This is a genomic window from Vibrio sp. 10N.286.51.B11 (assembly GCF_041469245.1).
GTDB lineage: Bacteria > Pseudomonadota > Gammaproteobacteria > Enterobacterales > Vibrionaceae > Vibrio > Vibrio crassostreae_C.
The window spans coordinates 64,188-76,243 of the sequence record NZ_JBFRKI010000029.1 but is presented as its reverse complement, the minus strand read 5'-3'; the positions used below and the strand labels follow the sequence as shown (position 1 = coordinate 76,243).

Here is a 12,056-nt window from a genome sequence, read left to right as displayed (position 1 = left end):
CAGTTTATTGAGTGTTCTTACCCAATAATGTGCACCACCATACGCTTCAACGCCTATACGCATGAGTGGCATATTTGCTATTGTAGTCAGTAGTTTAGAGCGGGTTACTGACTTATGAAGTATGACCTTACCATTTTGGTCTACGGCATGAAGACTAAAGTGGTTTTTAGCTAGGTCTATACCGCAGAAATAAGAATAATCAGACATGGTGCCTCCGATGCATTTAAGTACCACATAAGTGTGGCAGATCCTCGGTAGGGGGAATCCATGTCATTCGTTATAACACAAAATCAGGCTATTGCTCAAAATTGCTATTTGAACTATTATTTGTACATTAAATTGTACCATAGGGAGTTCAACATGAGCCGCATCCATTTTGATCAAGATATTCAGCCTTTGTCTGAATTTCGTGCTGGCGTGACGTCATTTATTAAACAGATTAACGAAACTCGCAGACCACTAGTAATCACACAACGTGGTAAAGGTGTTGCTGTTGTCCTTGATGTTGCAGAATATGAAGCAATGCAAGAGAAGATCGAGTTACTGGAAGAAATGCGTACTGCTGAAGCGCAATTAGCTTCAGGTTTAGGTGTTTCCAATGAAGACGCTCGTGCTCAAGTATTGGGGCGCATTAAGAAATGAAAGTAGTCTGGTCACCACTAGCATTACAAAAGTTAGGTGATGCAGCCGAGTTTATTTCACTGGATAATCCAGTGGCGGCAGAAAACTGGGTTAATGAGGTTTTTGATAAAACTGATTTACTCTCAAGTATGCCTGACATGGGGCGAATGGTTCCTGAGCTGCCTCATACCAATTACCGTGAAATTTTGTTTGGTCACTATCGCATCATATATAGCCTTAGCCATGAAATTCGCGTCCTCACAGTACGAAATTGTCGTCAGATACTAACGGAAAGTGACGTGTAGCAATTGTGTTATAACAAGCAATTTAAGATGGATTCACAACACTTGGCACTTTTGCTCCTACTTCAAGTTAAGTGTTTATGGCACAATGCGTTAGGTTTGGGTGGAGGCGTTGTTCACCCCTTAATTGGGCTAGTTGCCCAGAGGAAGTAATCAATCCATTGGGAACTTTTGTTTCTGGTGGAGTACGCGCATAATTCGGATAATGTCGCCTTCGATCCAATAGGAGACGATCATTGAAATCTCAGGAATTATAAGTAATCGCCCACGAATGCCGTCTCTCTGTACACCCATTAGAGGCTGCTCAAGCAAGTTTTCTACTTTTGTTTCAATGAGGTTGTCAGCGTTTTCTGCCGCATCAGGGTTGAAGTCATAGATAAACTCAAAGATCCTTTCACGATCATTGAGTGATTCTTCTTCCCATAAAATCATTGCTTACCTCGATTACGTATTCTGGCTTTGCGTTCTTCCATTCGAGATTTAGCAGTTTGGTGTTCAACGAAAACGGATTCTCCTGAGTCAAACTTCTCAAATGCTAGGTTTACTTGTTCAGTTAGCCATGCATCGTGAGATAATGTCTGTCTTTGTTGCTCAGCGAGTTGCTCAGTAAGCTCACGGCAAGCACCACTCAGTGTGCGACCTTGGCTCTCAGCCATCTGTTGAGCTAGGCGTTTTGTTTCTTCATCAACACGAAATTGAATTCTAGTGTCCATGATGTATTCCTTTATTGGTGTGTGTACAAATGTTAGCACTCACCTTTGAGATGGGCAACTGACAAGCTACTATGGCGCCAATAACTAACTTTTGGTGCTATGTTTCATCGCACATAGTCCCATATCTCATCAACCATTGCAGAACGTTAAATGATAGGTCACCACAATCTGTAGAGGAAAGTGCATTGAAGTTAACCAATAAACTCGTACGTTACCCGCACATTGATGTTGATCGTGCGTTTGAAAAAGAAGCTGAATTATTGCAGCAAATTCAGGCGGGTGAGATTGGGCAAGCCTTAATGTTGTGGCAAGCAAAAGCGCCGACACTTGTTTTGCCCGCAGGTAAAAAGTGGCCTGTGACCGTAGAGTCTAGAAAACAACTCGCGGCACAAGGTTGGCAACTCACCTCACGTAAAACAGGCGGCGCTCCCGTTCCCCAACTGCCGGGGATCATTAACTTATCGCACATTTACCATTGGCCTCGTGATGAAGCCTACAACATCCAAAAAGCGTATCTACATCTGTGCAATGTCTTAACCCTGTTTTTTAAAGAACTGGGCATCGATGTGGATGTACACGCGACTCCCGGTTCTTATTGTGATGGTGACTACAACCTCAATATCAATAAACAAAAAATAGTGGGCACGGCGCAGCGTGTTTTGCTTAAACAAGGGGGCGGCCAAATCGTACTTTCGCAAGCCTGTACCTTGTTGGATGTCGACTTAGAGAACATCGTTGCACCCGTAAATTTTTATTATCAAGTTTGTGGAAATCCAACCGTGGTGGACGCGCAAGTTCATACTCCGTTGTCCGCACATCTGACAACTCTACCCAACGTAGACTCACTCTTTCAGCAGTTAAGCCAAGCTTTCATCAAGCATGCGTGATACCAACCTTTCGTTAACGCCATGCTAATTTGTCGGATGGGTTGAACTTAAGGCGGTGAGAACTTTATAATGTTACTTGTAACATAATAAAGAGTTCAAATAGTTATGACAGAACAGCAGAAGAAAACTCGAACCACACTTCAAGATGTTGCAGACAAAGTGGGGGTCACAAAGATGACCGTCTCTCGTTACATGCGCAATCCCGATTCAGTCGCAGCCAAAACTCGCGTTAAAATTGCAGCGGTTATTGAAGAGATGGGATACATCGAAAACAAAGCGCCAGCTATGCTCTCTAAATCGTCGAGTAAAGCGATCGGTATCTTGCTCCCTTCGTTATCAAACCAAATCTTTGCCGCGTTTGTTCAAGGTATCGAAACGGTTACTAAAGAGAATGGCTACGAGACGTTGCTTGCTCACTTTAGCTATGATGCTGTGGAAGAAGAGGAAAAGATTGCTTCGCTGCTTTCGTATCAAGTTGATGGGTTGATATTGACGGAAAGCCACCACACCCCCCGCACGTTACAGATGATCAAGAATTCAGGTGTTTCTGTTGTTGAAACGATGGAACTCCCAACCAATCCGATCGATATGGTTGTTGGCTTGGACCATATTGATGCTTCTTACCATGTCGTGAAGCGAATGATTGAAGCTGGTAAACGCTCTATTGCTTACTTTGGCGCTCGATTGGATGCGCGAACCAAGTTGCGTTTGCAAGGCTATGACAAAGCGATGTATGAGGCTGGATTAGAGCCTAAACACGTGTTGACTGAACAGCACTCTAACTTCTCTTTGGCTGAAGATCTGCTTGATCGCGCTCTTGCGGATTACCCAGATCTAGATGGCGTGTTCTGCACCAATGATGACATCGCGATAGGTACCTTGCTCATTGCCCAGCAACGTGGAATCCAAGTGCCGCAACAGCTATCTGTGGTGGGCTATAACGCGTTAGATATTGGTCAAACCATACGCCCAAAACTGACTAGCGTGGATACGCCACGTTATGAAATAGGTAAGAAAAGTGCCGAGCTACTGCTTGCCCGATTGAAAGGTGAGCCAGTTACGGAAACGGTAGTGGATATGGGCTATCGCATCACTGATGGCGAAAGCGTTTAACCAAGTATCGTGGAAACTGAAAGGGGCATCGAAATGATGCCCCTTTTGCTTTTACATTTAAGTAATGACACAGCTAGACGATAAAACTCGCCCCTCGTTCTGCACTCGAAACGCTTTGGCGCATCACGCTAAATAGGTTGCGCCCCATGGTTTGCTGGTTGGCGTCTGCCTCAAATACCTTCGCTTGGCGAGATTGCATGTCGTTGAGGTTATTGAGTTCGCCACTCGCGCAATCTAAGCGCAGGATATCGCCTTCGCAAACAAGCCCAATAGTTCCTCCTCGAATAGCCTCTGGTGAGACATGAATCGCGGATGGGATCTTTCCTGAGGCTCCAGAAAGGCGCCCATCAGTAACCAGAGCCACTTTAAACCCTTGTTTCTGAACATTACCTAGAATCGGCATGAGCTTATGCAGTTCAGGCATACCGTTCGCAGCTGGTCCATTATTTATCACCACAACAATGCAATCTTTGTTGAGCTCACCTCGTTGATACGCAGCTTCTACCTTATGTTGGCAATCAAAAACTACCGCAGGTGCTTCTATTACACGTTGCTCTTCTGCAACCGCTGACACTTTAATCACTGCGTTGCCAAGGTTCCCTGAAAGGACTCGCGTTCCGCCTGTGCTTTGGAATACCTGTTCTTGGCCTGCAATTACCTCTGCATCTGCCGACTGTTTGCACTTTTTCCACGTTAGCTTTCCATTTTCAAGCTCTGGAATACTCATTTGATCTTCAAACGAGCCAAAGGTAGGTGTGACATCTCGGTGCAGTAAGTTGGCTTGATCTAAACGGCGTAACAGCGCGGGAACTCCTCCTGCCGCTTGGAACGCATTCATATCTGCTGGGCCGTTGGGATAAACTCGAGCAAGTAAAGGCACCACATCGGATAGATCGCTGATGTCTTGCCAAGTCAGAATAAATCCTGCTGCGCGTGCTACTGCGACCATGTGAATGCTGTGGTTAGTGCTGCCACCTGATGCGAGTAGGGCAACAATGCCATTGATTAAGCTTTTAGCGGTAAAGACTTCAGAAAGCGGGCGGAAGTTTGCGGCTTGTGGTGTCATTGAAGCAATTTCAATGGCGGCATGCTGAGTGAGTGATGCGCGCAATTCAGAGTCAGGGTGAATAAACGCTGAGCCCGGAAGCATCAGCCCCATCGCTTCAAATACCAGCTGATTGGTATTGGCTGTGCCGTAAAAAGTGCAGGTGCCCGCTGAGTGATAAGCGTTGCACTCCATGTCCAGCAAGGCACTTTTTCCTACCTTGCCAGCCGCGTACTCTTGGCGAATGTGTACTTTCTCATCATTGCTGATGCCCGTTGCCATCAAGCCTGCCGGAACAAAGGCCGTTGGTAGATGCGCAAAAGAGAGCGCGCCCATCAGTTGTCCTGGAGCTATCTTGTCGCAAATGCCAAGCAATAGGGTTGAATCAAACACGTTGTGACTCAGTGAAAGAGCGGTCGATTGAGCAATCAAGTCCCTTGAAAACAAAGACATATCCATGCCTGGTTGGCCTTGAGTTACCCCATCGCACATCGCGGGAACACAGCCCGCTACTTGAGAGGTGTGGCCGAACTTAGCTAACGCCTTTTTGATCTGATCTGGATAGTGTTGATACGGCTGGTGAGCGCTTAACATATCGTTGTAAGAGCTGATTAACGCCACATTGGATTTAGTGAGATCAAGAATCGAGCGTTTCTCATCGGAGCAAGAAGCTGCGACAGCATGAGCCAAGTTGCCGCAAGAAAGCCCTTTACCACCTTTGCCAGCAGAGGCTTGGTGTTGGGTTCGGTTTAGAAACGCTTCATGAGTCTCTTTGCTTCGTTCAATTAATCGTTGAGTCACCGCTTGGATGGTTGGAAGGGTCATGCTGTTTCTGCCTCATCAGTCATTGAAAGCACAATCGCAGCACAGTCCACAACGTCATCAATATCGCCATCAATGCTGATGACAACCGTATCTGGCTCGTGATCGGGTCTTTCTAATGTTTCGAACTGGCTTTTAATCATGTTCTCTTTCATGAAGTGGCCTTGGCGCTGACGCATTCGATGCAAGATCAGGTCAATGTTGCCATCTAAAAAGAGAAAGGTGAGGTTTTTGTTCCCTTCGCGAATTTGGTCGCGGTACTTCTTCTTCAACGCAGAACACACAATAATGCCGTGCTCATTTTTACTTTCTAGGCTGTACGCTGCATCACGAACGCGTTCCAGCCATGGAATGCGATCATCATCATTAAGAGGTTGGCCTGACGCCATTTTTTGAATGTTTGCTCGAGGATGAAGGTCGTCACCATCAATGAACTTACGCCCAAGTTTTTTTGCCAACTGCTCGCCTATCGTGCTTTTCCCACAAGCACTGACACCCATGACGATGACACTACTACCAGCCATAACTCAATCCTCTTAACAAATTTGCGCGTGATCTCAATTTTGAACATCGCTTGTAAATATGGCTTTATCTTATAAGCGTTACCGGTAACATGTTACCGGTAACTTAAGGAAGTGTGATGAAGGACACAAAACAACAATTCACAACAATTGTGATTGTTTTTGCATCCTACTGACGGAAAATTAGTCACATCTCACTATATTCGCGTTTAAAAATCACTGGAAAGAGATCTTTGGGGGATAAAATGGCCAACGATTACCGCGCAATTGCGAAATCTGTTGTTGAGCATCTTGGGGGCAAGACAAATGTGGCTGCCCTAACACACTGTATGACTCGACTACGATTCGTTTTACACAGCCAAGATGGCGTCGATATTAACAAGCTAAAAGCACTGAAAGGTGTGATGGGTGTTGTTGATAATGGAGACAAAGTACAAGTTATCATTGGTAACGAGGTATCGTATGCATACAAAGAAGTGATGGCGCTTTGTGAGCTATCCACTGTATCTGAGTCAGAGGTTCCTGCTAAAAAAGAGAAGCTAACGGCTAAGTCAATTGGTGCGAAAATGTTGGACGCACTGGTTGGTACCATGTCGCCTCTTATCCCAGCAATCATTGGCGCTTCAATGGTCAAACTGCTCGCCATGGTACTTGAGATGCTGGGCTGGGTTGAGCCAAATGCACCTACCTTGATTATCTTGAAAGCGATTGGCGATGGCGCCTTCTTCTTCCTACCGGTTATGGTTGCCGCTTCCGCATCGATCAAATTCAAGACCAATATGTCTCTTTCCATTGCGATTGCCGGTGTCTTAATCCACCCGAACTTTATGGAATTGATGGCGCAAGCAGCAGAAGGCAAGCACGTTGATTTCTTCGGTATCCCAATCACGTCAGTGAAATACACCTACACGGTTATTCCTGTACTTGTGATGACTTGGGCTCTTTCTTACATAGAACGTTGGGTAGATAGCATTACCCCTGCTGTGACTAAAAACTTCCTGAAACCTATGCTTATCGTATTGATTGCAGCTCCGGTTGCTATCGTACTTATCGGTCCATTTGGTATTTGGGTTGGTACTGCACTTTCAGCGCTTGTTTACACAATTCATGACACATTAGGTTGGTTGTCGGTTGCTATCATGGGCGCACTGTGGCCTCTACTTGTTCTTACTGGTATGCACCGTGTATTTACTCCAACGATTATTCAAACCATTGCTGAGACGGGTCGTGAAGGTATGGTTATGCCTTCAGAAATCGGTGCCAACCTCGGTATGGGTGGTGCGTGTCTGGCTGTTGCTTACAAAACCAAAAACAGCGCACTAAAGCAGACATCATTAGCCGCAGGTGCTTCAGCTATCTTCGCCGGTATCTCTGAGCCTGCATTGTACGGCGTGCTTGTTCGTCTGAAACGTCCACTTATCGCAACAATGATTACTGGTTTTATCGTAGGTGCATTAGCGGGCATGGGTGGCCTTGCGAGTCACTCGATGGCAGCACCAAGCTTGTTTACGAGTGTTCAGTTCTTCGATGTGAATGACCCAATGAGTATCGTTTGGGTGTTCGGTCTGATCGCATTGTCTATTGTTCTGTCATTTGTTCTAACCCTAGTTTTAGGCTTTGAAGATGTTCCAGAAGATGATGCCGATGAGAAAGCAACTTCAGAGTCAGCAAACAAAGAAGCTGGTAAGGCAGAAGACAAGCCGACAGTAGTGTCCGCGTCTTAATTAGAATTGATTAATTTATTCAGTCACCTTACTTCAGCGTAAGGTGACTTTTATTGTTTCCGAGGTACTCGATGTCAAACATTCAATTTCCCGAAGATTTCTTATGGGGCGGCGCTATTGCTGCAAACCAGTCTGAAGGCGCTCACTTAGCGGGTGGTAAAGGCCTAACAACCGTAGATATGATCCCTTATGGTGAGAACCGCATGCCAATTAAGCTTGGTCAGGTTGATAAGGTGACGCTCAGCGAAGACGAGTTCTACCCAAGCCATAACGCGATAGACTTTTATCACCGTTACAAAGAAGACATCGCCTTGCTGGCAGAGATGGGATTTAAAGTCTTCCGCGTATCCATCGCTTGGAGCCGAATCTTTCCAAAAGGTGACGAGCTAGAGCCGAACCAAGCTGGCTTAGATTTTTACCGTGATGTTTTTGAAGAGTGTAAGAAATACGGTATTGAGCCGCTCGTTACCTTGTGCCATTTCGATGTGCCTATGCACTTGGTCAACGAGTATGGTTCGTGGCGTAATCGTAAGATGATTGAGTTCTTTAGCCGTTACGCGAGAACCTGTTTCGAAAACTACAAAGGCTTGGTGAAATACTGGTTAACTTTCAACGAAATCAATATTTTACTAGCGAGCCCGTTTTCTGGTGCTGGATTGTTGTTTCAGGAAGGCGAAAATCACGATCAAGTGAAGTACCAAGCAGCTCACCATGAGCTAGTAGCAAGCGCTTTGGTAACCAAGATTGCCCATGAAGTTGATGAGCAAAACCAAGTGGGTTGTATGCTGGCGGGCGGTAACTTCTATCCATATTCATGTAAGCCAGAAGATGTGCTGATGGCTATGGAAAAAGACCGCGAGAACCTGTTCTTTATCGATGTTCAATCGCGTGGTTACTACCCATCTTATGCTCAAAAAGTGTTTGATAACAAAGGTGTGGTGCTTGAAACACAAGATGAAGATTTCGAGATTCTGAAAAATACTGTCGATTTCATTTCTTTCAGTTATTACGCTTCACGCTGTGCTTCCGCTGATATGAATGCAGGAAATATGAGTGCAGCGAACGTCGTTAAGTCCATCAAAAACCCTCATCTTCCAGCAAGTGATTGGGGCTGGGTCATTGACCCTACAGGTCTTCGAATTACGATGAACACACTCTATGACCGTTACCAGAAACCACTTTTCTTGGTAGAAAATGGCTTAGGTGCTCGTGATACCTTGGATGACAATGGAGAAGTGAACGATGATTACCGCATTGATTACCTTCGTCAGCACATTGTTGCGATGCATGAAGCAATGGAAGACGGTGTACCATTGATGGGTTACACACCTTGGGGTTGTATCGATCTTGTTGCGGCGTCGACCGGAGAGATGAGCAAGCGCTATGGGTTTATCTACGTGGACAGAGACAACCTAGGCAATGGTACGTTAAATCGTATTCCTAAAAAGTCATTCCACTGGTACAAAAAAGTGATCGCAAGCAACGGCAGCGACTTGGCTTAATTTGTCTGTTTGATAATGAGAGAAATGAACAATGAAAACAATTGAACAGCGACTCAGAGATATTCGCATCGTTCCGGTGATCGCCATTAATGACGTTGCTCAGGCTGTGCCGCTTGCGAAAGTACTGGTTGAAAATGGCTTGCCTTGTGCTGAAGTGACATTTCGTACAGAAGCGGCAGCAGAGTCGATTCGTTTGATGCGTGAAGCTTACCCTGAGTTACTGATTGGCGCAGGTACTGTGCTGACTACAGAGCAGGTGGATACTGCCATTAATGCGGGTGTTGATTTCATTGTCAGCCCAGGTTTGAATCCAACCACAGTCAAATACTGTCAGCAAAGAGGGGTTACGATTGTTCCTGGAGTGAGTAACCCAAGCTTGGTTGAACAAGCAATGGAAATGGGGCTTAAGACACTAAAGTTCTTCCCTGCCGAGCCATCTGGCGGTGTCGCAATGTTGAAAGCGTTGACGGCTGTTTACCCGGTTAACTTTATGCCTACAGGCGGTGTAAGCCCAGCGAACGTTGAGTCTTACTTAGCACTGAAATCAGTCGTTGCCTGCGGTGGAACTTGGATGGTACCGACAGACAAAATGGACAAGGGTGATTGGGATGGAATCGCAGAATTAGTCCGAGCGGTCGGCTCCAGATAGTTCGATAGAGAGATACATAGCTAGAAAATGAAAGGGCCAGCTGACACTGGCCCTTTTTGTGGCTGCTTCAAACGATGTAGAGGTTACTCGTTACCAAGCAAAGGTTTTAATGACGTTTTGCTTAGTGATTGGGTTATGCGCGATGTCTTGATTTATCTTATCAAGAAACGGCTTACGAGCCTGAGGCAACATGCCACGCATTGGTGAGATGTTATTGCCGTGGTCACCCCAGTAGTAGCAATCGAAATCTTCTAGGTTTTCGAGCAAGTATTTTTCTTCTTCCAGAATCTGCAATGGCGTTGGTAAAACAAACTCGCCACGGTTTACTTCTTTTTCCAATACCGATCCCGGTTGAACGGCTAAAGCCATTGGTGCAATCGCATCCGGCTGCATGATGTTCAGCAAGCTGGTGGTATTAATCGCATGCTCTATAGAACGCTCTTTGCCGCCAAGGCCAAAGATAAATGAAGCCAGCACCTTGATGTCTGCTTCACGGGCTAGGTTCATACCTTCAATTGCATGCTCACGCGTCATGCGCTTTTGAATGCGTTCAAGCACAATTGGGTCACCGGACTCCAAGCCAGAATAGGCCATGCTTAAACCTGCCGACTTAATCTCTTTTAATTCAGACAAGCTCTTACGACGGAAGTCATTGAACCCCGAATACAGAGAAATGTTCTTGATCTCTGGGAAGGTGATCTTGATGTAATCCAGAATCGAAATCAGCATCTCGGTTCTAATCGCCATCACATTACCATCGACCAAAAAGATAGATTCAACATGCGGGTAGATCTTTCTCGCCGCGTCAATATCTTCAAAGATGTCTTTGATATCTCTTACTTTGAAACGCTTATCATCAAACATCGTGCAGAAGGTACATTGGTTATTACTGCACCCCAATGTTGTCTGGATGAGTACGCTCTCTGCTTCCATCCAAGGACGATAAACTTTACCTTCAAAACGCATAAATGCTCCTCGGCCGTAGCCTGTGTTGTTTCGACGAGGGCAAGTTTAGCAATCTGCATCTTGGGTGATAATTGGGCAAAGCGGGGAATCAGTATTAAAGAAATTTTAATAATCGAAAGAGCGCGCAGTTCTTTGTCTGTATGGATAGAACTGCGGCTTGGATTGTTGGGGGAGTGTTAGTAGTCGTTTTTTTACTGATGAATGATCAGTGCGCAACGCACAACTTTTCTTCGAGCAATTGATCAAGCACTGTCACCAGCTTGTGGTTCTTAGTGTTGTCTAATGCGTCGGCGTGCGGGTCTTTGAACAACCCAGAATCATTATCAAAATATTGACCAGAAGCGTTGGCAAACTCATCACTGAGCGCAGCACGACAAAGAATATCGGCACCAATCGCAAGGTCGTTACCATCAACGCCATAAGCATCTTTTACTAATTTACTGCCAAGGAAAGAGGCTGGGTTTACAGGGATAATTGCGGTGCCTTTGTCTAAAAGAGTATTGGCTAATTCAATGGACCACATCGTTAGTGCGAGCTTACTTTGCGCGTAAACCGGACCATCTAGTTCGCCCGCATTCGGACTGATTAATGCATCTAGATCTACGGGTGCTTGGGCTGCTGAAGATAGGTTGACGATACGACCTGTCGCATCAAAAAGAGGAAGCAGCTTTTGTGTCAGTAGATACGGCGCAATGGTGTTTACGACAAAACGCACATCAAGATTGTCTGGAGTGGTGATGTCCGAAACTTTATACACACCTGCGTTGTTAATGAGTATATCGAGACGTTTGTGATCGCTTTTGATTTGGGTTGCGAGCGCCTCAACTTCAGAGAGCGTCGATAGGTCTGCGATGTAGCTTTCGATGATTGCATTCTTAGACAGGCGAGACAGAGCGGTCACGACTTTATTGACCTTAGCTGGGTTGCGGCCATGAATCAGAACATGGTGCCCTTGCTGCGTCAGTGCTTTTGCGGTCTCTAAACCAATGCCATCCGTGGCCCCTGTGATCAGAATTATTTTTTGCATGTTCCGTCCTTCAAAAAATAGTTTGAACAACTTTATAACAAAGATTAATGACACATAGTTGCATTTGGCTCACAAGCTGAAGACTCAAATGTGAGTCTATGGGGCAAATAATGACCATTTTAACACTTGGTGGGTAACCGTTGGCGTTTAACCATTAAGTAAGA

The 12,056-nt window shown here is 45.5% G+C and carries 13 protein-coding genes and 1 pseudogene; 7 read left to right on the top strand and 7 right to left on the bottom strand.

Features of this window, described 5'->3' with window-relative positions; translation table 11 throughout:
- Positions 1-207, bottom strand: a pseudogene (locus tag AB4154_RS15375) (IS110 family transposase); the annotation flags it as partial.
- A 153-nt stretch (positions 208-360) separates the two neighbouring features.
- Between AB4154_RS15375 and AB4154_RS15370 the strand changes: the two are divergent.
- Together AB4154_RS15370 and AB4154_RS15365 are read left to right on the top strand one after the other, a co-directional pair.
- Entirely contained in the window at positions 361-642 is a 282-nt protein-coding gene (locus tag AB4154_RS15370) for a type II toxin-antitoxin system Phd/YefM family antitoxin (protein ID WP_011080399.1), read from the top strand.
- The gene (locus AB4154_RS15365; RefSeq protein WP_017064044.1) at positions 639-926 is read left to right on the top strand and encodes a type II toxin-antitoxin system RelE/ParE family toxin; all 288 of its coding nucleotides are present in this window, start codon (positions 639-641) and stop codon (positions 924-926) included. Before AB4154_RS15370 ends, AB4154_RS15365 begins: the two co-directional genes overlap by 4 nt.
- Before the next feature lie 150 nt (positions 927-1,076).
- On the opposite strand, the gene AB4154_RS15360 is transcribed toward AB4154_RS15365, so the two are convergent.
- Both AB4154_RS15360 and AB4154_RS15355 read right to left on the bottom strand, forming a co-directional pair.
- The gene (locus tag AB4154_RS15360; protein WP_017059447.1) at positions 1,077-1,355 is read right to left on the bottom strand and encodes a type II toxin-antitoxin system mRNA interferase toxin, RelE/StbE family; all 279 of its coding nucleotides are present in this window, start codon (positions 1,353-1,355) and stop codon (positions 1,077-1,079) included.
- Positions 1,352-1,636 carry a hypothetical protein gene (locus tag AB4154_RS15355; protein ID WP_017059448.1) on the bottom strand — a complete coding sequence of 95 codons (285 nt, stop codon included), beginning with the start codon at positions 1,634-1,636 and terminating at the stop codon, positions 1,352-1,354. Before AB4154_RS15355 ends, AB4154_RS15360 begins: the two co-directional genes overlap by 4 nt.
- Before the next feature lie 185 nt (positions 1,637-1,821).
- Here AB4154_RS15355 and AB4154_RS15350 point away from each other — a divergent pair, with 185 nt between their 5' ends.
- Both AB4154_RS15350 and AB4154_RS15345 read left to right on the top strand, forming a co-directional pair.
- On the top strand, positions 1,822-2,523 hold the full coding sequence (locus AB4154_RS15350) for a biotin/lipoate A/B protein ligase family protein (RefSeq protein WP_372123470.1): 702 nt from the start codon (positions 1,822-1,824) through the stop codon (positions 2,521-2,523).
- Between the two features lie 105 nt (positions 2,524-2,628).
- A complete protein-coding gene (locus AB4154_RS15345; protein WP_017059450.1) occupies positions 2,629-3,636 on the top strand; it encodes a LacI family DNA-binding transcriptional regulator in 1,008 nt (335 codons plus the stop codon).
- A 73-nt stretch (positions 3,637-3,709) separates the two neighbouring features.
- Here the strand turns inward: AB4154_RS15345 and edd are convergent, their stop codons facing one another.
- Entirely contained in the window at positions 3,710-5,506 is a 1,797-nt protein-coding gene (gene edd / locus AB4154_RS15340; protein ID WP_372123469.1) for a phosphogluconate dehydratase, read from the bottom strand.
- Positions 5,503-6,027, bottom strand: coding sequence for a gluconokinase (locus AB4154_RS15335; protein WP_017059452.1), 525 nt, complete (start codon positions 6,025-6,027; stop codon positions 5,503-5,505). The genes edd and AB4154_RS15335 overlap by 4 nt, the downstream gene beginning before the upstream one ends.
- Before the next feature lie 242 nt (positions 6,028-6,269).
- Here AB4154_RS15335 and ascF point away from each other — a divergent pair, with 242 nt between their 5' ends.
- The 3 genes from ascF (at position 6,270) to AB4154_RS15320 (ending at position 9,899) form a co-directional block, all read left to right on the top strand.
- The gene (gene ascF / locus AB4154_RS15330) at positions 6,270-7,748 is read left to right on the top strand and encodes a PTS cellobiose/arbutin/salicin transporter subunit IIBC (protein WP_017064040.1); all 1,479 of its coding nucleotides are present in this window, start codon (positions 6,270-6,272) and stop codon (positions 7,746-7,748) included.
- 71 nt (positions 7,749-7,819) lie between these two features.
- Positions 7,820-9,250, top strand: a complete 1,431-nt coding sequence (gene ascB / locus AB4154_RS15325; RefSeq protein ID WP_372123467.1) for a 6-phospho-beta-glucosidase — start codon at positions 7,820-7,822, stop codon at positions 9,248-9,250.
- Between the two features lie 31 nt (positions 9,251-9,281).
- A complete protein-coding gene (locus tag AB4154_RS15320; RefSeq protein WP_065583747.1) occupies positions 9,282-9,899 on the top strand; it encodes a bifunctional 4-hydroxy-2-oxoglutarate aldolase/2-dehydro-3-deoxy-phosphogluconate aldolase in 618 nt (205 codons plus the stop codon).
- A 90-nt stretch (positions 9,900-9,989) separates the two neighbouring features.
- On the opposite strand, the gene AB4154_RS15315 is transcribed toward AB4154_RS15320, so the two are convergent.
- Both AB4154_RS15315 and AB4154_RS15310 read right to left on the bottom strand, forming a co-directional pair.
- Positions 9,990-10,865, bottom strand: a complete 876-nt coding sequence (locus AB4154_RS15315; RefSeq protein ID WP_017059456.1) for a radical SAM protein — start codon at positions 10,863-10,865, stop codon at positions 9,990-9,992.
- 205 nt (positions 10,866-11,070) lie between these two features.
- Complete coding sequence (locus AB4154_RS15310; RefSeq protein WP_017067571.1) at positions 11,071-11,892, bottom strand: SDR family NAD(P)-dependent oxidoreductase; 822 nt, start codon at positions 11,890-11,892, stop codon at positions 11,071-11,073.
- Positions 11,893-12,056 lie beyond the last annotated feature (164 nt).

Excerpts from the sequence above, each read along its gene's own strand:
- ascB (WP_372123467.1), top strand. The coding sequence starts at position 7,820 with ATGTCAAACATTCAATTTCCCGAAGATTTCTTATGGGGCGGCGCTATT.
- AB4154_RS15370 (WP_011080399.1), top strand. The coding sequence starts at position 361 with ATGAGCCGCATCCATTTTGATCAAGATATTCAGCCTTTGTCTGAATTT.
- AB4154_RS15310 (WP_017067571.1), bottom strand. The coding sequence starts at position 11,892 with ATGCAAAAAATAATTCTGATCACAGGGGCCACGGATGGCATTGGTTTA.
- AB4154_RS15315 (WP_017059456.1), bottom strand. The coding sequence starts at position 10,865 with ATGCGTTTTGAAGGTAAAGTTTATCGTCCTTGGATGGAAGCAGAGAGC.
- AB4154_RS15365 (WP_017064044.1), top strand. The coding sequence starts at position 639 with ATGAAAGTAGTCTGGTCACCACTAGCATTACAAAAGTTAGGTGATGCA.
- AB4154_RS15320 (WP_065583747.1), top strand. The coding sequence starts at position 9,282 with ATGAAAACAATTGAACAGCGACTCAGAGATATTCGCATCGTTCCGGTG.
- edd (WP_372123469.1), bottom strand. The coding sequence starts at position 5,506 with ATGACCCTTCCAACCATCCAAGCGGTGACTCAACGATTAATTGAACGA.
- AB4154_RS15355 (WP_017059448.1), bottom strand. The coding sequence starts at position 1,636 with ATGGACACTAGAATTCAATTTCGTGTTGATGAAGAAACAAAACGCCTA.
- AB4154_RS15345 (WP_017059450.1), top strand. The coding sequence starts at position 2,629 with ATGACAGAACAGCAGAAGAAAACTCGAACCACACTTCAAGATGTTGCA.
- AB4154_RS15335 (WP_017059452.1), bottom strand. The coding sequence starts at position 6,027 with ATGGCTGGTAGTAGTGTCATCGTCATGGGTGTCAGTGCTTGTGGGAAA.
- AB4154_RS15360 (WP_017059447.1), bottom strand. The coding sequence starts at position 1,355 with ATGATTTTATGGGAAGAAGAATCACTCAATGATCGTGAAAGGATCTTT.
- ascF (WP_017064040.1), top strand. The coding sequence starts at position 6,270 with ATGGCCAACGATTACCGCGCAATTGCGAAATCTGTTGTTGAGCATCTT.